The organism is Actinoalloteichus sp. AHMU CJ021 (assembly GCF_002895405.1).
Lineage (GTDB): Bacteria > Actinomycetota > Actinomycetes > Mycobacteriales > Pseudonocardiaceae > Actinoalloteichus_B > Actinoalloteichus_B caeruleus.
In genome coordinates this window covers 4,044,490-4,070,413 of record NZ_CP025990.1, presented here as the reverse complement: position 1 = coordinate 4,070,413, position 25,924 = coordinate 4,044,490, and the positions used below count along the sequence as shown (strand labels likewise).

Below are 25,924 nucleotides of genomic sequence, written 5' to 3'. Positions count from 1 at the left end.
GGTCGAGTTCCTTTTCGGGTGGTTGTGCCGTGGTGTGCGCTCGGTGGGTTTTCGGAAATGCGGCGGACTTCCGGGACGCGGGCGAACCGGATTTCGAGGGCAGGCGCGTCAACGGTTTCGTCAAGTCGATGCCGCTTTCCGTTGACGCGCCCGTCCACCGTTCCCAATGGTGCTCGGGCCCGGGTGTTGCTGTCAGTCCGCCTCCTCGGTGCTGTCGCGCATTTCCTCCGCCACACGGCGTCCGATTTCCGCGAGCGGTCCTGGTTGGGCCATGTCGAGGTGTGCGCAGTGGACTTCGTGTGTCGTCACCGTCCCCTGGACGTAAGCGGCCCAGGCTTCGGCGGTGGGGGCGTCCTCCACGCGGTCCACGGTGGCGGGGAACAGCAGGACGTCGCCGACGAACCGCCCCGGGGTGAACTTCGCGACGAGGTCGCTGCTGTTCAGGTAGACATCCAGCATCGCCTGGACGTCGCGTTCGGCGAGGCCCGCGAGGGTTCCGTTCCCGAGTGCGGCGGCGACGACGTCGTCGCGGGTGAGGGGCACGTCCTCGGGTCCGGGCATCCCGAAAACCTGGAGCAGTTCCCGCAGGGTTTCCTGCTCGGTGGCCTGGCGGCCCTCGATCGTCGCCGTCACGGGGTAGCTGTCGAGGAGCGCGAGGAGCCCGACCTCCTCCCCGTCGGCCTGGAGGCGGGTCGCGATGGCGTGGGCGACCACGCCTCCGAAGGACCAGCCAAGCAGGTGGTAGGGGCCGTGGGGGCGGACCGTCCTGATCTGGGCCAGGTAGTCATCGGCCATCTCCTCGATGCTCCCGGGGAGAGCGCCCGGTTCCCCGATCCCCCTCGCCTGGAGGCCGTAGATCGGCTGATCGCCGTCGAGGGTGTTCTGGAGCCCGGCATAGCACCAGCTCATTCCCCCGGCGGGGTGCACGCAGAACAGGGGTGGCCTGCTGCCTCGGGTGCGGAGGGGGAGCAGGACGTCGAGGGCACCCTCGTCCACCTCGGTGCCCAGGCGCGCCGCCAGCTCGGCGACGGTCGGCGCTTCGAAGACGGTGCGCACGGCGAGGTCGACGCCGAGGAGGGCGCGGACCCGGCTGACGAGTTCGGTCGCCAGCAGCGAGTGGCCGCCGAGGTCGAAGAAGCTGTCGTCGGCGAAGACCCGTTCGACACCGAGGACATCCCCGAAGAGTGCGCACAGCGCCTCCTCGCGTGGGGTGATCGGGATCCGCCCTGAGGTGGTTGCGGTGTGGTCGGGTGCGGGGAGTGCTTCCCGGTCCAGTTTTCCGTTGCTGGTGAGCGGGAGCTCCCCGAGGGTGACGACGGCCGCGGGCACCATGTGCTCGGGCAGTGTCCGGCGGAGCTGTTCCCGCAGCGCGCTCGACCCCGCAGCGCCCGTCGGGGTGCCCTCCGCGTCGGTTGCCGCGTCGTTGGTGGCGTGGTTCGCCTCCGGTACCACGTAGCCGACGAGTTGCTGGCGGCCTGGTTGGTCCTCCCGAACGACGACCGCCGCGTGGGCGACGTCCGGGAGTTCGGTCAGGGCGTTTTCGATCTCACCCAGTTCAATGCGAAATCCGCGGAGTTTGACCTGGTCGTCAGCTCGTCCGACGAACGCCAGGGAGCCGGATGGCAGCCAGCGCGCCACGTCCCCGGTGCGATACATCCTGGCGCCGGGACCGGCGGCGAACGGGTCGGCGACAAAGCGTTGGGCGGTCAGTCCGCGGCGGTCGAGGTAGCCGCGTGCGAGACCGTCGCCGGCCAGGTACACCTCGCCGGCGACGCCGACGGGGACCGGGCGCAGGGACGGGTCGAGTACGTAGGCCCTGGTGTTGCGGATGGGTCCGCCCAGCGGCGGCACCGTGGTGCCCTCGGCGAGGGTGCCCGCGGTGGACCAGACGGTCGCCTCGGTGGCGCCGTAGAGGTTCAACATCCGGCGGCCGGGTGCCCACCTGCCGATGAGGTCGGTGCCGCAGGCCTCACCGCCGACCAGGACCGTGACGAGGTCGGGGAGGTCGGTCGCTGGGACGTTCCCGAGCGCGGTGGGTGGGATGAGGGCGTGGGTGATGCGGTGCTCGGACAGGAACTGGGCGAGATCGGCGCCCACGACGGGACCGGACTGCTCGGGTTGGACGAGGACTCCGCCGCTGGTGAGGGCCATGAGCATCTCCATGACCGAGGCGTCGAAACTGGGGGACGCCAGCGAGGCGACACGGGAGTCCGTGGTGAGCCGGAACCGGTCGATCTGCTCCTCGGCGAGTCCGGTGAGTCCGGCGTGGGGGATGACCACGCCCTTCGGGCGGCCGGTTGAGCCGGACGTGTAGATGACGTACGCGGCGTTGTCCAGGTGCGGTGTGCGCGATGGTCGGGAGACCGGCCGCGCGGCGACCGTGTTCCTGGTCGTCTCGTCGTCGAGGAGGAGCAGGGGAACGGTGGTGTCGAGGTCGCCGTGGTGTGCCTCCTCGGTGACCAGGAGCGCGGCCTGGCTGTCCTCCAGCAGGTACCGCACCCGGTCGGCCGGGTAGTGGGGGTCCACGGGGACCCAGGCTCCGCCGGCCTTGAGGACGGCGAGAACGGTGACGACGAGTTCCGGGGTGCGGGGCAGCAGCAGCGCCACCCTGGTCTCCGGGCCGACACCGAGCTCGATGAGGTGGTGGGCGAGCTGGTTCGCCCTGGTGTCCAGGTCGGTGTAGGTGAGGGTGGTGCCCCCGTGCCGCACGGCTTCGCCGTCCCCGACCGAGTCGACGGTGCGTTCCACGAGGGTGGGCAGCGGCACGGCGTCGGTGAGGTGCGCGGTGTCGTTCCAGTCGTGGAGGATCGTGCGACGTTCCTCCTGACCGAGGATGTCGAGGTTGTCGATGGTGCGCTCGGGATGGGCGGTGGCCTCGGTCAGGAGTCGGAGGAACCGGCCGATGAGGGCGCTGATGGTGGAGGGGTCGAAGAGCGCCGTGGAGTACTCTACGAGCCCTTCCATGCCGGTGAGGGCGCCGTCGGGCGTGCGGTACTCGTTGAGGCTGATGGACAGGTCGAACTTCGCGACCTTGCCACCGGTCGGTTCGGACTCCACGGTGGCGCCGGGGAAGTCCAGGTCCGGCCTGGCGGTGGACTGGAAGGCCAGTGCCACCTGGAACAGCGGGTGACGGGACAGGGACCTGGTCGGGTTGAGGACCTCCACCAACCGTTCGAAGGGCAGGTCCTGGTGGGCGTAGGCCGCCAGGTCGGTCCGCCGCACCCGGTGCAGCAACTCCCGGAACGAGGGATCCCCGGACGTGTCGGTCCGCAACACCAGGGTGTTGACGAAGAACCCGACCAGCTCCTCCAGCTCCTCGTCGGGGCGGCCCGCCACCGGCGTGCCCAACGGGATGTCCGTGCCCGCCCCCAACCGGGTCAGCAACGCGGCCAACCCCGCCTGGAGCACCATGAAGACGCTGACACCGCACTCCGCCGCCAGGTCGACGACCCGTTGGTGCAGGTTCTCGTCGATGTCGAAGGTGGCGGTGTCGCCCCGGTAGTCGGCGATGGCGGGGCGGGGGCGGTCGGTGGGCAGGTCGAGTCCTTCTGGCAGTTCGGCCAGTGCGGTTCGCCAGTAGTCGAGCTGCTGGGAGATCGGGCTGTCTGGTTCGTCCTCGCTGCCCAGCAGTTCCCGCTGCCACAGCGTGTAGTCGGCGTACTGCACGGGCAGCGGCTCCCAGTCGGGGGCGTGTCCGCTGGTGCGCGCCGCATAGGCCCGGGTGAGGTCCTGAGCGAGCGGTCCCATGGACCAGCCGTCACCGGCGATGTGGTGCAACACCACCGACAACACCCACTGCCGCTCCCCCACTCCGAACAGCCTCGCCCGCAGCGGCAGCTCACGGGTCAGGTCGAACCCGGTCCCGGCCTCCGCCGCCAACACCGCTGGGAGCTCGGCCTCCGACACCGCCTCCACGGACAACCGCGGACGGGCCTCGTCCACCGGCAGCACCCGCTGCTCGGGCTGCCCATCCACTTCGGGGAACACCGTTCGAAGCGCCTCGTGCCGCGCGACGACGTCCCGCAACGCAGCCCCCAACGCCTCCTCGTCGAGCGCACCCCGCAACCGGAGGGCGAAGGGGATGTTGTAGGTGGCCGATGGTCCTTCCAGCTGGTGGAGGAACCACAGCCGGCGCTGCGCGTAGGACAGCGGGATCCGCGCCGGCCGCTCGACAGGCACCACAGCGGGACGCACCCGCCCCCCACCGGCCAGGACCTCGGCGAGACCGGCCACGGTGGGGTGTTCGAACACCGCCCGCACCGGCAACTCCACCGACAACACCGACCGCACCCGACTGGTCAGACGGGTCGCCAACAACGACACCCCCGGCACCCGCCGGGCCCACCGGTCCACCACCCCCGGTGGCAGGGCCTCCCCCGAGCACAGCACCCACCGCAACCCCCCGCACCGGGCCACCCCGTCCTCAGCCACGAACGCCGCCAGCATCGAGGGCACGAAATGGGTCACCGTCACCCCCACCCGCTCGATCACCCCAGCCAGGTAGGCCGGGTCCCGCTGCCCACCCGGACGGGCCAGCACCACCCCGGCCCCGGTGATCACCGGCCAGGCCAGTTCCCACACCGACACGTCGAACCCGATCGAGGTCTTGTGCAGGACCCGGTCCCCAGTGCCCAACGGGAACGTGCGGACCATCCAGTCCAGGTGCGCCACGATCGCCTGCTGGGAGACCACCACCCCCTTCGGGCGGCCGGTGGAACCCGACGTGTACACCACATACGCCGCCTGCGCGGGGTGGACCGTGACCGGGCTGGGCTCAGACGCACGAGTGATCTCCGCGCGGGCTGGTTCACTGTCGATCACCAGCGTGTCGATGTCGGCGGGCAGGCTCCCGACCAGGTCCTCGGTCGTGATCACCAGGGCCGGGGTGCTGTCCTTGAGGACGTAGGCGATCCGCTCGGCCGGGTACTCCGGGTCCACCGGCACGTACACCCCACCCGCGGTCCACACCGCCCACACCGCGACCACCGAGTCCACCGACCGGGGCAGCACCACACCCACCCGGGACTCCACTCCCACACCCCGGGACCGCAACACCGCGGCCACCCGGGCCACCCGGGCGGTGAACTCGGCATAGGACAGCCCGGCACCGGTATCGGTGAGCACCGCTGCTGCTTCCGGGGTCCGTCCGGCCTGCCGGGCCAACAACCCCGCCAGGTCCACCACCGGTACCGGACGGTCCGTGGCGTTCCAGCCAGCGATGGAACCGGTGTCCTCCGGCGTGAGGACTTCCAGGTCTCCCAGGTTCCGGTCGGGGTTGGTGGCGATCTCGGACAGCGCCCAGGCGAAACGGGCCGCGACCCGCCCGGCGGTGTCCTCGGTGAACAACTCCGGGTCATAGGACAACCACGCCTCCACCCGGTCCCGGGCATACACCGTCACCGTCACCGGGTAGTTCGTCGCCTCCACCGCCTCCACACCCGACACCCGCACCCCGGATGCCGACCCCGCCTCCTGAACCGGGTAGTTCTCGAACACCACCAGGCTCTGGAACAACCCCACCCCCGCCGGCAGCTCCGACTCGATCCCGGTCAACGGCACGTAATCGAACTGGCGGGCCTCCACCTGCCGGGCCTGCACCCCCGACACCCACTCCCCCACCCGCACCCCCGGATCACACACCACCCGCACCGGCAGGGTGTTGATGAACAACCCCACCATCTCCTGCGAACCCACCACCTCAGCCGGTCGACCTGACACCGTCGCCCCGAACACCACATCCACCGTGCCGGCATGCCGGGCCAACACCAACGCCCACCCGGCCTGCACCACCGCGTTGACCGTGACCCGCTCCTGCCGGGCGAAGGAGAACACCGCCTCCGAACCCGCCGTGGTCAAAGGCACCCGGACACGGGCGGTGGACTCCGAACGGTGTGCCCGGTCAGGGGCACGGTCCCAGGGCAGGGCAGTGGGCTGGTCGAACCCGGCCAACGCCTCCCGCCAGTAGGCCCGCCCGGTGGTCTGGTCCTGCCGGGTCAACCACCGCAGGAACTCCCCGTACTGGCGGCGTCCCACCGGGCTCCGGCTCAGCGCCGGGTCAAACCGCGGCCGGGGCCGATCCCCAGTCTCCCCATGACGAAGCGCGTCGTACTCGTGGAAGACGTCATCGAGGAAGGTCGTGGTGCTCCACCCGTCGAGCAGCAGGTGGTGGAAGGTCCACACCACCCGCACCCGGCCCTCCCCCAACCCGGCCAGCAACACCCGCATCAACGGGGCCCGCTCCAGATCGAAGGCCACCCCCTGATCCCGCCGCTGGTACTCCCGCCACCGCCGGTCCTGCTCCCCACCCTCGTAACCCGACCAGTCCTCCACGGTGATCGGGACCTCAACCTCACGGTGCACCACCTGCACCGGGTCCGGCACCTCACGCCAGGCCACCGACACCCGCAACGCCTCATGAGCGTTGACCACCCGCTGCCAGGCCACCGCCACCAACCCCGGTTGATCCACCCCCTCCAGAACACAGGACAACTGCTCCAGATACGCCACCGACGCCGGATCGGCCACCGCGTGGAACAACATCCCGGCCTGCAACCCCGTCAACGGGTACAACTCGGTGACCGCACGACCGGTCCCGGCCAACCGGGTCACCGTGTCCTGGTCCAACGCCACCAACGGGAAGTCCGACGGGGACACACCCCCGGCCCCGGGCTGGCGGCAGTGAGCCACGAACCCCGACAACTCGGTGAGGAAGGACTCCGCCAGGCCATGAACGGTGTCCTCGTGGTGCAGGCCTGGGGAGTACCACCAGTCGATCTCCAACCGGCCGTTGCGGACCTGGGCCACGACCTCCAGCAGGTGAGTACGGGTTTCTCCCGGGTGGTGCTCGCCACCGGGGTTGAGCCGCCAGTCCCCGATCCACTCCTGCTCACCGGTGGTGGTGTCGAACTGGCCCAGGTAGTTCAGGCTGATCCGTGGTTCCCGGTCGGTGTCCAGCCCCGAATCCGGGCTTCCCCCTCCGGTGAGGTAGCGCAGTGCCCCGTACCCGATCCCCCGGTCGGGGACCCCACGGAGTTGTTCCTTGACCGCCAGGACATCACCGGCCCATTCCCCCCGCGGGGACAGTTCCACGGTGACCGGGTAGATCGAGGTGAACCAGCCCACGGTCCGGGACACCTCCACCCCCGGCAGGACTTCCTCCCGACCATGGCCCTCGACCGTCACCGGTACCCGGGGCCACCCGGTCCACCTCCGCACCGTCCGGGCCAGCCCGGTCAGCAGGACCTCATCGATCCTGGTCCGGTACACCCCGGGCACGTCCTGCAGCAACTCCCGGGTCGTGGTCTGGTCCAGTACCACCCGCACCCGGTCCTGGGCTCCGACCGAGTGGTCCCCCTCGGCAACGTCCACCGGAAGCCGTAGGTCCTGACTGGTGGGGATGGCCTGCCGCCAGTAGTGGAGTTGGTCGGTGAACCCCCCGGCCCGGGTGTGCTCCCGCAGGGCCTGTGCCCAGTGGGGGAACGCGGTGGTCTTCACCCCGAGGTCCACCGGTCGTCCGGTCACTGCCTGGTGGTAGGCGGTGGTCAGGTCCTCCCGCAGGATCCGCCAGGACACCCCGTCGACCAGTACGTGGTGGGCTACCCATACCACCCGCAGCCGGTCACCACCAGCACCACGGCCGAGGAGAACACGCGATAACGGGCCTCGTTGCAGGTCCAACCCTGCCTGCGCCGCGACCACCGCCCGCTGCCAGACCTGGTCTGCCTCCACCGCTGGTAGGTCCACTACCTGGATGACCTCGTCCAGGTCCACCTCGGGCAACACCACCGGTGTCCACCTCTTGCCTTCGCGGCGCAGCACCATGCGCAGCGCGTCGTGGTGCTCCACCACCGCGCCCACCGCCCGCCGCACCACCGCCAGATCGGTGTCCGGGGGCAGGGTGAACCCCGCGGAAAGGTTGAAATGCTCCGGGCCCACCGGGTGCGTGGTGGTGAACCACTCCAGGACCGGGGTCATCGGGAACGCCCCCGACACCCGACCCTGCTCGGCCCCCACCGTTCCGGGTTCCCCGTCAGGGGATGACAGTCCTGATGCCAGGGCGGCGATCGTCTGGCGTTGGAACAACTCCCGGGAGGTGAACACCACCCCCGCCGCTCGGGCCTTCGACACGACCTGGATGCTCAGGATCGAGTCGCCACCCAGCTCGAAGAAGTTGTCGGTCACCCCGACCCGGTCCAACCGCAGCACCTCAGCCCACACCTCGCACAACACCTTCTCGGTGTCCGTGCGCGGTGCGACATGACGGTCAGCGGACTGGAACTCCGGGGCTGGTAACGCCGCCCGGTCGACCTTCCCGTTCCTCGTCAACGGCAGTTCGGGGAGCACCACGAAGGCGTGGGGGACCATGTACTGGGGGAGCGTCGACCGGACCACGGCAGCGAGATCGGTGGAAGTCGGTACCTCGTCCCCCTCCTCGGCGACGACGTAGCCGACCAGGCGTCGTGCTCCCCGCCCGTCCTCGTGGAGCGTGACGCACGCCTGGCGGACGTGGTCCTGGGTGGTCAGTGCGGCTTCGATCTCTCCCAGCTCCACTCGGAAGCCACGGACCTTCACCTGGTCGTCCAGCCGACCGACGAACTCCAGTCCAGCACCGTCGGTCCGCCAGCGAACGAGATCTCCCGTCCGGTACATCCGGCTTCCCACCGCACCGAACGGGTTGGCCACGAAACGCTCCGAGGTGAGAGCGGCCCGTTTCGCGTAACCCCGTGCGAGACCGAGTCCGGCGATGTACAGCTCGCCGACGACACCGACGGGGGTGAGCCGGAGGTCGGGGTCGAGCACGAGGGTCGTCGTGTTGGGCAGCGGGCCACCGATGGGCGGGGGGCCGTGCAGTTCGGTGGTGAACGGTCCGCCGAGGGAGGCGCACACGGTCGTTTCGCTCGGCCCGTAGCCGTTCAGGAGTACACGGTCGGCGGCCCACCGCTGCACCGTCTCGGTGCTGAGAGCCTCACCTCCCGCGACCACGACCCGCAGGTTCGGGAGTTCCGCCGTCGGTAGCGCTCCGAGCAGCACCGCCGGCAGCATGGTGTGCGAGATCGTCCGGTCCCGCAGCAGTTCGACGAGCTCCGCACCGACCGGGAGCTCGTTCGTGTCCGGCAGGACCAGGGAAGCTCCGGCGACGACGGTCATGAGCACATCGGCCACCGCGACGTCGAAGCTCGGGGACACGTACTGCAGGACTCGGCTCGCCGAGCCGAGTCCCAGCTCCTCGACGTGCGTCCTGGCCATCCCGATCGCCGAGGAGTAGGCCACGACCACGCCTTTGGGACGCCCGGTCGAGCCCGACGTGTAGATCACGTAGGCGGCCTGCGCGGGAGCGGCGGGCGAGGTGACCGCCACCGGATCCGAGGCATCGGAACCGGTCAACTCCTCGTCCACCACGAGCCCGGCGACACCGTCCGGAACCAGGTGGTGAAGGGTCGCGGTGGTGAGCACCAACGCGACCTCGCCGTCGGCGAGCATGAAGGCGATGCGTTCGGCGGGCAGGGCCGGGTCGACGGGGACGTACACGCCGTTCGCCGCGAGAACGGCGAGCATCGCCACCACCGAGTCAACCGAACGGGGCATGAGCACGGCGACCCGGGTCTCGGCGCGCACTCCTCGCGCGCGCAACGACGCGGACAGCCAACCTACCCGCGCCGCCAACCCCGCGTAGTCGAGTCGGTCGGTTCCCTGCTCGACGGCGACCGCGCCGGGGGTGTGGTGTGCGTGGGCCGTGAGGATCTCAGGGACCGACCCCACCAGCAGTTCGGGGCGATCAGCTCCAGAGGCGAGCGCACGCAGCTCGGCGTTCTCCCTGGCGTCGACCACGGGTACCTCCGCCAGTGACCGTCGTGGATTGGCGGTGAGTTCCCCGGCGAGGACGACCCAGTGCCGCGCCAACCGCTCCACCGTGCCCGCGTCGAACAGATCCGTGTTGTACTCCACCTCCACCCACAACCCACCCGGACGCTCCCAGAACTCGAACGTCACCTCGAACCGAGCCGACTCCCGAGCCAGCGGAACCCGCTCCACCCCCAACCCCGGGAAATCACCCCACTCGCCCACCGAGTTCTGCAACACCACCATCACCTGCGCCAACGGAGACCGCGACGCGTCCCGCTCCCCCACCACCGCGTCCACCACCCGGTCGAACGGCACATCCTGGTGCGCGAACGCCTCCAACACCGTCTCCCGGACCCGCCCCAACAACGACGCGAACGAATCCTCACGGCCGATCCGCGACCGCAACACCAGCGTGTTGGCGAAGAGCCCCGTGATCTCCTCGAACTCGGCGCGGTGGCGACCGGAGGTCACGGTGCCCACGGGAATGTCGTCCTGGCCGCTGTGCCGGGACAGCAGCACCTGGGTGACGGCGGTGAGGACCATGAAGAGGCTGACGCCGTGCGCTCGGGCCGCGCGAGCGAGTGCTTCGCTGGTCTCGACGGGCACCGTGAGCTTGTGCACCGCGCCGTGGGTGGTGTGGACGGGTGGCCGGGGACGGTCGGTGGGGAGGTCCAGGGTGGGGAGGTTCGCGAGGCGCGCTCGCCAGTAGTCGATCTGGTCGTCCCAGGCCCCGGCGGTGACCTGCTCCCGCTGCCACACGGCGTAGTCGGCGTACTGGGCGACCGGCAGCGGCGGGCGGGGCACGCCGCTGCCCGTGAGCTGGCCCCGATAGCGGTCCGCGAGTTCCCGGACGAATAGACCGACGGACCAGCCGTCGGTGACGATGTGGTGCATCGACAGGACCAGCACATGGGAGTCCGCGTGCTCGCGGACGACGAGCACCCTCGCGACGGGGCCGGTGCGGAGGTCGAAGGGGGTGGTGGCCTCGGCGTGGAGCAGTTCGTCGAGGTTGGAACCCTGGCCCGCCGCTCGGCCGGTCAGGTCGACGAAGGTGAACGGCACCTCGGCGGTCGCGTGGATCCGTTGCCTTGCCTGGCCGTCGACGGTGTCGAAGGTGGTGCGGAGGGACTCGTGACGTGCGACGACCTCGGCGAACGCCGTTCGCAGCGCGTCCAGGTGCGGCGGCTGGCCTGCCAGGCGCAGCGCGATACCCGTGTTGTACTCGACCCCACCGGCGGTGAACTCGTGCAGGAACCAGAGCCTCTCCTGCGCGAAGGACAGGGGCAGGGGCCTGCTCAGGTCGGCGGGGCGGAGGTCGACGCCGGAGGCACCGGGGTTCCGACCTGGCCGGGCCGAGACAGCCTTGTCGATCAGGGGGGCGAGGGCCGCGACGGTCCGGTGCTCGAACAGCATCCGGGTGGAGAGGTCGTCGGTGAAGCGCGCCCTCAGCCTGGAGAGAACCCGCAGCCCGCTGATCGAGTCGCCACCAAGATCGAAGAAGTCGTCGGTGACGCCGACCCGGTCAAGCCGAAGCACCTCGGCCCAGGTGTCGCACAGCGCCCGTTCGGTCTCCGTGCGGGGTGCCACGTGGGTCCCGCCGGAGTTGGGAGCTGGGGCGGGCAGGGCCGCTCGGTCGATCTTCCCGTTGGGGGTGAGCGGGAGCGCGTCGAGAACGAGCACGGAGACCGGCACCATGTACGCCGGGAGCACCGCCCGGAGTTCCGCCCTCGGATCGCCGTGGATCCCGTCCCCGTCGTCCGACGGCACGACGTACCCGACCAGACGACGCAGGTCAGGGCCGTCCTCCAGAACGGTCGCCACCGCCTGCCCGACTCCCGGGAGCTCCGCGAGAGCGGCCTCCACCTCGCCCAACTCGATCCGGAAACCGCGCAGCTTCACCTGGTCATCGGAACGACCGACGAACTCCACGCCGCCGCCCGGCAGGCTCCGTACCAGGTCGCCGGTCCGGTACGCACGCGCGCCGGCCGCGTCATCGAGGGGAGCGGCCACGAAGCGGCCCGCAGTCAGACCGGGTCGTCCCGCGTACCCGCGCGCGAGTCCCGTCCCACCGAGGTAGAGCTCGCCGACCTCGCCAGTCCGGACCGGACGCAGCCACCGGTCCAACACCCACATCCGAACGCCGTCCATCGGCCGCCCCAACGGGACCCGGCCGGCTGCGAGCTCCGTCGCGGGGACCGCGCCGCACACCGCGAAGGTGGTTGCCTCGGTGGGGCCGTACACGTGCACGAACTCGGTGTCCGGGGAGGCCGCCCGTGCCCGCGACCAGACCGGTGGTCGGGCCGCCTCACCTCCCGTCCACACCTGACCGAGTCGGGACCACACCCCCGGGTCCTGCTCGGTGAGGAGCCCGAACAGGGCGGTGGTGACGAAGACAGCGGATACCCCGTGCTCGGTCACCATCCGGGTGAGGACGGCGACGTCGAGATCGCCTGGTGGGGAGACCACGACCGTCGCTCCCCGCAACAGGGGTACCCAGATCTCGTAGACGGCGGCGTCGAAGGCGTGGGGGGAGTGGAACAACACCCGCTGGTGCGCGGGTTCCCGCCACCGCCGGTCCTCGGCCAGGGACAGCACGGCCCCGTGCGTCACCACCACGCCCTTGGGCCGTCCGGTCGACCCGGAGGTGTACATGACATAGGCGGCCGAGGTCAGGGGGACGACGGCGCTCGTGCCCCGGTCCCCGTCACTCCCGGCAGGGTCGGGTTCGACGAGACGGACAGTGGACGGAACCCGGTCGTGGTGGTCAGGGTCGGCTACCGCGACGGTGATTCCGAGGTCCTCGCACATCCACGACACCCGCTCGGCGGGTGTGCCCGGGTGCGCGGGGACGAACACCGCACCGGCACGCAGGATTCCGAGCCAGACCGGGAGCACGGCCGGCCCCCGCTCCAGCGCGACCAACACCGGAACCTCGGGACCGGCTCCGAGACGGCACAGCTCCGCGGCCACGCGACCCGACCACTCCCACACCTCGGCGTAGGTGAGGGCTCCGCCGTCGAATCGCACCGCGACGGCATCCGGACGTTCGTCGACCATTCTTCCGAATTGGTGGTGCACCGATCCGGAAGCTCGCGTGATCGCGTTGGGGGGGTCGACATGGACGACAGTGCCGGACCGGTCTCCGGCCACCGACGACACATCAACCATGCGTTTCCCCCAAGAGCAGACGACATGCTGGTTGGGAGCAGCCAGGACACTCCTCGCAGGGCGGAGTCCTCCGACAAGCTCAACTCATCGCGTCCATGCGGCTCCCTCTGGCCCGCCGTCATCCTGGTTCAGCGCGCCGCATCGTCACCACCACTTTCAGTCAACACAGAAGTCTCGAGCTCCAGCAGGATCCGCTCCTCGACAGTGCTGGCGAGCGACCGCACTGTTGGGCCGTCGAAGAATGTCCTGATCGAGACCTCCACATCGAAGTCCTCACGAATGCGGGCGATTACCCGCATGCTGACGATCGAGTTCCCTCCGAGGTGGAAGAAGTCGTCGGTGACCCCGACCTTGTCCACGCCGAGGACCTCGGCCCAGATCTCGGCCAACGCCTCCTCGGTCGGTGTCCCCGGGGCCACGTACTCCGCCTCCGGGTGGACCTCCGGAGCGGGCAGGGCGCGGCGGTCGGTCTTCCCGCTGGCCGTCACCGGCAAATCGTCCAGGACCACCCACCCCGTGGGCATCATGTACTCCGGTAACACCCGACCCGCCTGCTCCCGCACCCGATCCACCACCACCCCAGCGGTGTCGGCCACCAGATAGGCCACCAACCTCGGTACCCCCGGCTGGTCCTCCCGCACCACCACCACCGCCTGCCCCACCCCGGGACACGCCCCCAGCACGGTCTCGACCTCACCCAGCTCGATCCGATAACCCCGGATCTTGACCTGGTCATCCACCCGACCGGCGAACTCCACCACCCCCGAGGCCGTCCACCGGCCCACATCCCCGCTCCGGTACACCCGAGCACCGGCCGCCCCCACCGGGTGGGCCACGAACCTCGACGCGGTCAACCCCGCCCGCCCGGCATACCCCCGGGCCAGTTGCACCCCGGACAGGTAGATCTCGCCCCACACCCCGACCGGGACCGGGCGCAACCGGTCGTCCAGGACCAGCACCCCGGTGTTGTCCACCGGCCGACCGATCGGCACCGATGCCGACGAGGGATCCCCGGTCCCGGGATCCCGGTCACCTCCTTCCGGGGATCGCCCGTCCGGGGTGGGGCAGGGCCACCAGGTCACATCGATCGCGGCCTCGGTCGGCCCGTACAGGTTGACCACCGGCACCCCCGGCACCCGCCGGGCCCACCGGTCCACCACCCCCGGTGGCAGGGCCTCCCCCGAGCACAGCACCCACCGCAACCCCCCGCACCGGGCCACCCCGTCCTCAGCCACGAACGCCGCCAGCATCGAGGGCACGAAATGGGTCACCGTCACCCCCACCCGCTCGATCACCCCAGCCAGGTAGGCCGGGTCCCGCTGCCCACCCGGACGGGCCAGCACCACCCCGGCCCCGGTGATCACCGGCCAGGCCAGTTCCCACACCGACACGTCGAACCCGATCGAGGTCTTGTGCAGGACCCGGTCCCCAGTGCCCAACGGGAACGTGCGGACCATCCAGTCCAGGTGCGCCACGATCGCCTGCTGGGAGACCACCACCCCCTTCGGGCGGCCGGTGGAACCCGACGTGTACACCACATACGCCGCCTGCGCGGGGTGGACCGTGACCGGGCTGGGCTCAGACGCACGAGTGATCTCCGCGCGGGCTGGTTCACTGTCGATCACCAGCGTGTCGATGTCGGCGGGCAGGCTCCCGACCAGGTCCTCGGTCGTGATCACCAGGGCCGGGGTGCTGTCCTTGAGGACGTAGGCGATCCGCTCGGCCGGGTACTCCGGGTCCACCGGCACGTACACCCCACCCGCGGTCCACACCGCCCACACCGCGACCACCGAGTCCACCGACCGGGGCAGCACCACACCCACCCGGGACTCCACTCCCACACCCCGGGACCGCAACACCGCGGCCACCCGGGCCACCCGGGCGGTGAACTCGGCATAGGACAGCCCGGCACCGGTATCGGTGAGCACCGCTGCTGCTTCCGGGGTCCGTCCGGCCTGCCGGGCCAACAACCCCGCCAGGTCCACCACCGGTACCGGACGGTCCGTGGCGTTCCAGTCCGTGACCACCTGCTGGTACTCGGTCTCGCTCAGCAGCGGGACATCCCCTACCGGTTGACCGGGATCGGCACCGAACAGCTCCGCCGCGCGCAGCCAGTGCCCGGACCACCGGCGGATCGTGTCCACCTCGAACAGGTCCGTGCTGAACTCCACCAGTGCCCGCAACCCTCCCGTGCTGGTGGGCTCGAAGTGCCACGAGACCTCGAACTGGGCTGCTTCCCGGGGCAGGTCGCACTCGACCGCCTCCACCCCGGAGAGCACCACCGGCTGCGACGGGGTGTTCTGCAACACCACCAGGGCCTGCACCAACGGGGTCCTGCTGGTGTCCCGCTCGGGCACCAACTCCTCCACCAACCGGCTGAAAGGCACGTCCTGGTGCGCGAACGCCCCCAACACCGTCTCCCGGACCCGCGCCAGCAACGCGGCGAACGACCCACCCGGCTCGACCCGGGAACGCAGCACCACGGTGTTGACGAAGAACCCGACCACGTCCTCGACCTCGGCCCGGTCCCGGCCCGAGACCACCGTCCCCACCGCGATGTCGTCCTGCCCGGAATGCCGGGACAGCACCAGCTGGGTGATCGCGGCCAACGCCATGAACAGCGTGGCCTCCCCGTCCCGGGCCACCGAGGTCAGCCGGGACACCACTCCGGCCGGGACCTCGAAGGTGTGGACCGCACCGGCACCGGTGCGCACCGCCGGTCGGGGGTGGTCGGTGGGCAGTTCCAACACCGGCAGACCGGTCAGCTGGTTCCGCCAGTAGTCGAGGTGCCGTTCCCAGTCGGGACCGGAGGCGTTCCGCTGCTGCCACACCGCCCAGTCCACATACCGCACCGGTAGTTCGGGCAGCTGGGCGCGCTCGCCACGAACCGCCGCGGCGTACAGGGCGGAGAGGTCCCTGAGGAACACTCCCATCGACCAACCATCGGTGACGATGTGGTGCATCGTCACCGACAACACGTGCCGGTCCTCCTCCTCACGGACCAACAGGACCCGCAGCAGAGGCCCGGTAGCCAGGTCGAACGGTGTGTTCATCTCGGACCGCAGCAGTTGGTGGAGCTCGGCGGCCCGGTCCACGACCGTCGTACCCGTCAGTTCGACGAGTCGGATCGGCACGTCCCGCTGCGCGTGGATCCGCTGCTGCCCAACTCCGTCCACCGACTCGAAAGTCGTCCGCAGCGCGGTGTGCCTGATCAGAACGCCGGACAGGGCTGCTCCCAGCGCGGCCAGGTCCAGATCTCCGGACAGCCGGTAAGCGATTCCGGAGTTGTACTCGACGCTGTCCGGGGCGAACTCGTTCAGGAACCACAGCCGTTGCTGCGCGAAGGAGAGCGGAGCGGTGTCACCGCTGGTCTCCGGCACCAAGGCTGGCCCGGGAGAACCCGCCCTCTCCCCACCTGCCTCGACGTCCAGGACGGGAGCGAGTTCCGCGATGGTCGGGTGGTCGAACAGCAGCCTCGGGGACACGTCCGCCTGGATCCTGGGACGCAACCTCGCGACCACCCGCAGGCTGACAATCGAATCGCCACCGAGGTCGAAGAAGTTGTCCTCTACCCCGATCCGGTCGACTCCGAGCACGTCGCACCAGACAGCTGCGAGTGCCTCCTCGGTCCGAGTTCGCGGCGCCAGGTAGTCGAGCCGGTGTTCTGTGGTCGGCATGGGCAGGGCGGCGAGGTCCAGCTCCCCGTCCGGAGTGACGGGGAGGCTCGCCATCACCACGAACTCGGCCGGCACCACCGAGTCCGGCAGCGAGGCACGTACGTGCTCCCGGAGCTCACCGGTGTCAGGAACCTGGTCGTCGGACGGTACGACGTAAGCCACGAGCCGATCGTCCTGGTCTGGTACATCCCGCAGAGCGACCGCGGCGTCGGAGAGCGTGTGGTGCCCAGCCAGCACACGGGCGATCTCCACGGTCTCGACCGTTCCGGACCGGGTACTCGCTCGGAGGACCCCGTCTCCCGCGAACACTTCGGTCGCGGCGATCTCGGGCGTCTGGCCAGGCCTCGGCCACATCGGGATCTTGCCGGTGGTCGTCTCGTCCAACGGGGGCAGTCCAGCGAACTCCAGGTGGAGCAGAGCGAACAGGGTTCGGTCGGGGTTGGTGGCGATCTCGGACAGCGCCCAGGCGAAACGGGCCGCGACCCGCCCGGCGGTGTCCTCGGTGAACAACTCCGGGTCATAGGACAACCACGCCTCCACCCGGTCCCGGGCATACACCGTCACCGTCACCGGGTAGTTCGTCGCCTCCACCGCCTCCACACCCGACACCCGCACCCCGGATGCCGACCCCGCCTCCTGAACCGGGTAGTTCTCGAACACCACCAGGCTCTGGAACAACCCCACCCCCGCCGGCAGCTCCGACTCGATCCCGGTCAACGGCACGTAATCGAACTGGCGGGCCTCCACCTGCCGGGCCTGCACCCCCGACACCCACTCCCCCACCCGCACCCCCGGATCACACACCACCCGCACCGGCAGGGTGTTGATGAACAACCCCACCATCTCCTGCGAACCCACCACCTCAGCCGGTCGACCTGACACCGTCGCCCCGAACACCACATCCACCGTGCCGGCATGCCGGGCCAACACCAACGCCCACCCGGCCTGCACCACCGCGTTGACCGTGACCCGCTCCTGCCGGGCGAAGGAGAACACCGCCTCCGAACCCGCCGTGGTCACAGGCACCCGGACACGGGCGGTGGACTCCGAACGGTGTGCCCGGTCAGGGGCACGGTCCCAGGGCAGGGCAGTGGGCTGGTCGAACCCGGCCAACGCCTCCCGCCAGTAGGCCCGCCCGGTGGTCTGGTCCTGCCGGGTCAACCACCGCAGGAACTCCCCGTACTGGCGGCGTCCCACCGGGACCACCGAGACGGTGTTCTCACCCGTGGTCTCGGCCAGGGCCTGGTAGGTCGCGATCAGGTCGGAGAAGAACCGGTAGATGCTCCACCCGTCGAGCAGCAGGTGGTGGAAGGTCCACACCACCCGCACCCGGCCCTCCCCCAACCCGGCCAGCAACACCCGCATCAACGGGGCCCGCTCCAGATCGAAGGCCACCCCCTGATCCCGCCGCTGGTACTCCCGCCACCGCCGGTCCTGCTCCCCACCCTCGTAACCCGACCAGTCCTCCACGGTGATCGGGACCTCAACCTCACGGTGCACCACCTGCACCGGGTCCGGCACCTCACGCCAGGCCACCGACACCCGCAACGCCTCATGAGCGTTGACCACCCGCTGCCAGGCCACCGCCACCAACCCCGGTTGATCCACCCCCTCCAGAACACAGGACAACTGCTCCAGATACGCCACCGACGCCGGATCGGCCACCGCGTGGAACAACATCCCGGCCTGCAACCCCGTCAACGGGTACAACTCGGTGACCGCACGACCGGTCCCGGCCAACCGGGTCACCGTGTCCTGGTCCAACGCCACCAACGGGAAGTCCGACGGGGACACACCCCCGGCCCCGGGCTGGCGGCAGTGAGCCACGAACCCCGACAACTCGGTGAGGAAGGACTCCGCCAGGCCATGAACGGTGTCCTCGTGGTGCAGGCCTGGGGAGTACCACCAGTCGATCTCCAACCGGCCGTTGCGGACCTGGGCCACGACCTCCAGCAGGTGAGTACGGGTTTCTCCCGGGTGGTGCTCGCCACCGGGGTTGAGCCGCCAGTCCCCGATCCACTCCTGCTCACCGGTGGTGGTGTCGAACTGGCCCAGGTAGTTCAGGCTGATCCGTGGTTCCCGGTCGGTGTCCAGCCCCGAATCCGGGCTTCCCCCTCCGGTGAGGTAGCGCAGTGCCCCGTACCCGATCCCCCGGTCGGGGACCCCACGGAGTTGTTCCTTGACCGCCAGGACATCACCGGCCCATTCCCCCCGCGGGGACAGTTCCACGGTGACCGGGTAGATCGAGGTGAACCAGCCCACGGTCCGGGACACCTCCACCCCCGGCAGGACTTCCTCCCGACCATGGCCCTCGACCGTCACCGGTACCCGGGGCCACCCGGTCCACCTCCGCACCGTCCGGGCCAGCCCGGTCAGCAGGACCTCATCGATCCTGGTCCGGTACACCCCGGGCACGTCCTGCAGCAACTCCCGGGTCGTGGTCTGGTCCAGTACCACCCGCACCCGGTCCTGGGCTCCGACCGAGTGGTCCCCCTCGGCAACGTCCACCGGAAGCCGTAGGTCCTGACTGGTGGGGATGGCCTGCCGCCAGTAGTGGAGTTGGTCGGTGAACCCCCCGGCCCGGGTGTGCTCCCGCAGGGCCTGTGCCCAGTGGGGGAACGCGGTGGTCTTCACCCCGAGGTCCACCGGTCGTCCGGTCACTGCCTGGTGGTAGGCGGTGGTCAGGTCCTCCCGCAGGATCCGCCAGGACACCCCGTCGACCAGTACGTGGTGGGCTACCCATACCACCCGCAGCCGGTCACCACCAGCACCACGGCCGAGGAGAACACGCGATAACGGGCCTCGTTGCAGGTCCAACCCTGCCTGCGCCGCGACCACCGCCCGCTGCCAGACCTGGTCTGCCTCCACCGCTGGTAGGTCCACTACCTGGATGACCTCGTCCAGGTCCACCTCGGGCAACACCACCGGTGTCCACCTCTTGCCTTCGCGGCGCAGCACCATGCGCAGCGCGTCGTGGTGCTCCACCACCGCGCCCACCGCCCGCCGCACCACCGCCAGATCGGTGTCCGGGGGCAGGGTGAACCCCGCGGAAAGGTTGAAATGCTCCGGGCCCACCGGGTGCGTGGTGGTGAACCACTCCAGGACCGGGGTCATCGGGAACGCCCCCGACACCCGACCCTGCTCGGCCCCCACCGTTCCGGGTTCCCCGTCAGGGGATGACAGTCCTGATGCCAGGGCAGCGATCGTCTGGCGTTGGAACAACTCCCGGGAGGTGAACACCACCCCCGCCGCTCGGGCCTTCGACACGACCTGGATGCTCAGGATCGAGTCGCCACCCAGCTCGAAGAAGTTGTCGGTCACCCCGACCCGGTCCAACCGCAGCACCTCAGCCCACACCTCGCACAACACCTTCTCGGTGTCGGTACGGGGGGCGGTGGACAAGGGGCCGTCGGCGGTCCCGGGTGCGGGGAGAGCGGCTCGGTCTACCTTGCCGTTGACCGTCAACGGCAAGGCGTCCAGGGTGACGACCGCAGCCGGAACCATGTACTCCGGCAGCACCTGGCGGGCGAAGTCCCTCAGTTCGGACGAGGACGGTTCGTCCTGCCCGTCAGTCACCGCGTACGCGACCAGCCGCCGGACACCGGGGTTGTCCTCGCGGACGATCACGGCGACTTGGGACACGGCGACGTGCTGTTCGAGTACCGCCTCGATCTCACCCGGCTCGATCCGAAATCCTCGGATCTTCACCTGGGTGTCCGCACGGCCGAGGAACTCCAGGGAACCGTTCGGAAGCCAGCGTCCCCGGTCCCCGGTCCGGTACACCCGCCCACCAGCGGCATCGAAGGGATCGGCCACGAACCGCGACGCCGTCAGACCGGGACGGTCCACGTAGCCGCGTGCCAGCCCCTCACCTGCGGCGTACACCTCGCCGACAACGCCGATCGGGGCTGGTCGCAGCATCGCATCCAGCACGTACACCCGGGTACCGGCGATCGGCGACCCGATCGGCACCGGTCCGGGGCGAGCGAGCACCTCGGCATCCACTATCTGCGTGGTGGTGAACACCGTGTTCTCCGTGGGCCCGTACCCGTTGACCAACCGCACCCCCGGCGCCGCCTCCACCAACCGCCGGCAGTGCGCCGCGGAGAGCACGTCGCCCCCCGCGAGCAGGTAGCGAAGCCCGGACAGCGCCGCCACGTCGATGTCCACGACCTCGTGGAACAGGCCAGCCGTCAACCAGAGGCCTGTGACCTTGCGTTCGTTGAGGAAATCCCGGAGTTCGGGCACCGAGAGCACGCCCGGTGGCGGCACCGCCAGGGCGGCCCCGTTCAGCAGCGCACCCCAGATTTCCAGGGTCGCCGCGTCGAAGGACATCGAGGCCAGTTGGGCGACGACGTCGCCTGGTCCCACCGGCAGGTGGTCCGACCGCCACGCCACGCGCACGACAGCGCGGTGCGGCACCTCGACCCCCTTGGGAAGTCCGGTGGAGCCGGACGTGTAGATCACGTAGGCGGCACTGTCCGGCGATACCGACAGCGGTGGCGCGGAGCCATCCTGCTGACCGAGCGCGCGCTCGGTCTCCGGGTCGTCGACGAGGACGACGCCACAGTCCTCAGGCAGGCGCGGCGCCAGTGCGGTCTGGGAAACGACGGTTCCGATGCCGCTGTCGGAGAGCATGAACCGGATTCGCTCGGTCGGGTACCGGGAATCGAGGGGGACGTAGGCCGCTCCGGCCTTGAGGACGGCCAGCAACGCGACGACGGATTCGGGCGCCCTCGACACGCACACACCGACCCTGGTTCCTCCGCCGACCCCGTGCGCGGTGCGCAGGTGGCGGGCGAGCTGGTTCGCCCGCCTGTCCAGTTCGGCATAGCTCAGCCGCCGGTCGTCCCACACCACGGCATCCGATCGTGGGTGCGCGCGGACAGCACGGGAGAACAGGTCGAGGACGGTGGTGTTCCGTGTCTCGGGTCGTGTGGTGTCGTTCCAGTCGTGCAGCAGCTGCCGTCGTTCGTCGTCCTCCAGCAGGGACACGTCGGCCAGGTCGCGGTGCGGGTTGGCGGTGAGTTCCCCGGCGAGGACGACCCAGTGCCGCGCCAACCGCTCCACCGTGCCCGCGTCGAACAGATCCGTGTTGTACTCCACCTCCACCCACAACCCACCCGGACGCTCCCAGAACTCGAACGTCACCTCGAACCGAGCCGACTCCCGAGCCAGCGGAACCCGCTCCACCCCCAACCCCGGGAAATCACCCCACTCGCCCACCGAGTTCTGCAACACCACCATCACCTGCGCCAACGGAGACCGCGACGCGTCCCGCTCCCCCACCACCGCGTCCACCACCCGGTCGAACGGCACATCCTGGTGCGCGAACGCCTCCAACACCGTCTCCCGGACCCGCCCCAACAACGACGCGAACGAATCCTCACGGCCGATCCGCGACCGCAACACCAGCGTGTTGACCAGGAAACCGATGAGGTTCTGCAGCTCGGGACGCCCTCGTCCCGACGTCACTGTCCCCACCGCGACATCGTCCTGCCCGGTGTGGCGGGACAGCAGCACCTGGGTGACGGCGGTCAGCGCCATGAACAGGCTGACCCCGTGTCGGGTACTCGCGGTGCGCAGTGTGTGGACGACGTCGGCGGGCACGTCGAAGGTGTGCACGGCCCCTGCGGTGGTCCGCACGGCAGGGCGGGGTCGGTCGGTGGGTAGGTCGAGAGGTTCGAGCCCGGCGAGCTGCGCCCTCCAGTAGTGCAACTGGTTCGTCCAGGCCTGGCTGTCCGCCCGGGTTCGCTGCCAGTCCGCGTAGTCGAGGTAACGGACGGATGGCGTTGCCAGCTTCGCGTCCGTCCCTCCGAGTCCGGCCGTGTAGAGCTCGGCGAGTTCCCTGATGAGGAGGCCCACCGACCACCCGTCGGTGATGATGTGGTGCATCGACCAGATCAGCACGTGGAGGTTCGTGTCCTCCTGCACGAGGACGATCCGGCTCAGCGGCCCTGTGCGCAGGTTGAACGGGGTCGCGGCTTCCGCGCGGAGAACCTCGTCCAGCGCCGCACCACGTCCTGCGGCGGGCCGGTCCCGCAGGTCGATGTGGGTGGTGGGAGGCGGAGCGGCGGGGCTCACGGTCTGCGTCGCGTTCCCGTCCACGAGGTGGAAAGTGGTGCGCAGGGACTCGTGCCGGGCGACGAGGGCCGCCAGTGCGGAGTTCAGCGCGTCGAGTCGCAGCTCGCCCGTCAGCCGGAGGGCGATGCCGGTGTTGTACTCGACACCCTCTGGGGCGAATTCCTGGAGGAACCAGAGCCGTTGCTGCGCGAAGGACAGCGGGCCGGTGTCCCGGAGGCCCCGGCTCATGACGGCCCGCACGTCACCACCGGCCCGAGCGCTCTCGGCGGCGACCGCGGCGGCGAGGCCGGTGATGGTGCGCTCGTCGAAGAGGACGCGGGGGGAGAGTTCTGCTCCGAGGACCTCACGGAGGCGGCTCAGGACGCGCAGACCGCTGATGGAGTTGCCGCCGAGTTCGAAGAAGTCGTCCTCCACACCGACCCGTTCCACGCCGAGCACGTCCTGCCACACGGAGCACAGCTGCTGTTCGGTGTCGGTCCGGGGCGGTACGTAGCGCCGGAGGGTGTCGGTGGTCGGTGCGGGGAGGGCTGCTCTGTCGAGTTTGCCGTTGACGGTGAGGGGGAGCTGGTCGAGCACCACGAACGCCGCCGGCACCATGTGCTCCGGCAGCACCTCCCGCGCGGTCTCCCGCACCGACCCCACCAACTGCCCCGGGTTCCACCACCGCACCGCCCGACCACCAGGCCCCACCCCAGGATCAGCACCACCAGCAGTGGCGGGTTCGACGGGCGTGGCGGGTTCGGTGGACCACCCCGGCCGGGTCGCGTACACCATGTACAAGCCCGTGTCGGCCACATCCGGCGCGTGGTCCACCACCACGGTGAACCCCACCGACTCCAACAGACCCCGCACCCCCGCCAACCGGCCCTGCGCGTCATGCACCTCCGCGACCACCTGACCGATCCGCGGCCAGTGCTCGTCCCGAACCCCCCGCAACACGTCCAACTCGCTCTTCTCCACATCCACCTTGACCAGGTCCACCCGCGCCAACCCCCGCGCGTCGATCACCTCCGAGATCGTGGTCAACTCCGCCCGCACCCGCTGGCTGGCCAACCGGTGGGACAACAGCTGCCCCAGACCCTGGTCACCGCCGACCTCCTCGTGCTCGTTGCGCACGAACTGTTCCAGCACCTGCCGTTCCTCGTCCTGGTCGGCGAACCGACCGGACATGATCGACATCTCCGGGTAGTAGGTGAACTCCGCCACCCCCGGTTCCGAAGCCACCCCGCATTCCGAGAGCACCGTGTCCGCCCCGTGCAGGGCGGTGTTGAGCCGGTACAACCGGGCCAGCTCCGGGATCGGTTCGAAGGCGTACACGCGGGCGTCGGGCACCTGGTGGGTGACGAACAGGGAGAACAACCCGACATGTCCGCCCACGTCGATGACCACCGCCCCCGGGTCGAGGTGGATCCCGCCGCGGACGTACTCGGTGTTGGCGAAGATCTCCTGGTAGAGGAAGGCGATGTTGGAGCGGTTGCGGCCCAGGACCAGCATGCCGTTGGGCAGTTCGTGGAGTTCGGCTCCGGTGGCGGCCAGTTCCCCGGTGGCGGCCAGTCGGGTGTAGCGGGCGACGGGGGCGGCGGTGGTGGTGTCGGGGGTGAGGTAGGCGACCAGGCGTTTGTCGCCGGGGGTGTCCTCCCGGACCACCACCACCGCCTGCGCCACTCCCGGGTGCTCTCCCAACCGGGCGGCGACCTCCCCCGGCTCGATCCGGAACCCCCGCACCTTCACCTGCTCATCCGCCCGACCCACGTACGACAGGCGCCCCTGACCATCCACCCGGGCCAAGTCCCCAGTCCGGTACATCCGCCGGCCATCCCCAGCGAACGGATCGGCCACGAACCGCGACGCCGTCAACCCCGCACGACCCGCATACCCCTGCGCCACGCCCGCACCCGCCACGTACATCTCCCCCACCACCCCCGGAGGAACCGGACGCAACCCACCGGCACGGTCCAGCACGTACACCCGCCACCCCGGCACCGCGTGCCCGATCACCCCAGCCGACCCCTCGACCAGATCGACCTCCGCACCGTTCTCCCCCTTCCCGGTCGGGTTGAGGGGGTGCGCGGTGACATGCACCGTGGTCTCGGTGATCCCGTACATGTTCACCAACACCGGTGTGTCCGGGTGCCGGGCCAACCACGGCCGCACCCGGGACACCTCCAACGCCTCCCCACCAAAGACCACCCACCGCAGGCACAACTCCCGCCCCAACCCGGGGTTCTCCGCCTCGGCCCGCACGAACTGCTCGAACGCCGAGGGTGTCTGGTTGAGCACCGTCACCCGCTGGGCCACCACCAGCTCCAGGAACTCCCCCGGACTGCGGGACACCTCCCAGGGCACCACCACCAACCGGCCCCCGAACGCCAACGCGCCCCACATCTCCCACACCGAGAAGTCGAAGGCCACCGAGTGGAACAACGTCCACACGTCCCCGGCGTCGAAGCCGTACCGGTCCTGGGTCCCGGTCAGCAGTGACACCACGCCGCGGTGCGGTACCGCCACGCCCTTCGGCCGTCCGGTCGACCCGGACGTGTAGATCACGTAGGCGACACTGTCGGGAGAAACCCGGCCGCCCCGCTCCTCGTCGCTGAGGTCGCCGTCGGGGAAGGAGGCGATTGCCGCCGTTTCCTCGTCGATTCGCAACACGGATACAGCACTGGGAAGACTCGGCACCGTCTCCGAGGTCCCGATCGCCAGACGGATTCCCGCATCGTCCATTGTGTACCGCAGCCTGTCAGCGGGATAGCGCGGATCCATCGGCACATAGCTCGCACCTGTCTTGAGGACACCGACGAGCGCGACGACCAGATCCACCGACCTGTCCAGGCACAGCCCCACCCGGTCTCCAGGGCGGATTCCCCTTGCCAGTACCGCCCGGGCCACCTGGTTGGCCCGGGAATTCAGCTCGGAGTAGGAAATCGAGTCCGCCTCGGAGGTCACCGCCGTCGACAGAGGACTCATCGCCGCCCGCCGTTCGAGGAGGTGGTGCAGGCAGTCGGAAGGGCGCACCGAGGAACGCCCGGGTTCTGGCTGGTCACCACCCTGGTCAGCCCGCTCGTTTCCGCCCGTCGACGTCGTCACCATGCGGTCCGTTCCCCTCAGGTACTCACAGTTGGCCGGCCAGGACAAGTGGCTGCTATGTCACT

2 protein-coding genes are annotated in these 25,924 nt (G+C 70.0%); both read right to left on the bottom strand.

The window, feature by feature from the left end; all coding sequences use genetic code 11:
* Positions 1-192: 192 nt before the first annotated feature.
* On the bottom strand, positions 193-12,900 hold the full coding sequence (locus C1701_RS17255; protein WP_337661786.1) for a non-ribosomal peptide synthetase: 12,708 nt from the start codon (positions 12,898-12,900) through the stop codon (positions 193-195).
* Between the two features lie 239 nt (positions 12,901-13,139).
* On the bottom strand, positions 13,140-25,862 hold the full coding sequence (locus C1701_RS17250) for a non-ribosomal peptide synthetase (protein ID WP_103056255.1): 12,723 nt from the start codon (positions 25,860-25,862) through the stop codon (positions 13,140-13,142).
* Positions 25,863-25,924: the final 62 nt, after the last annotated feature.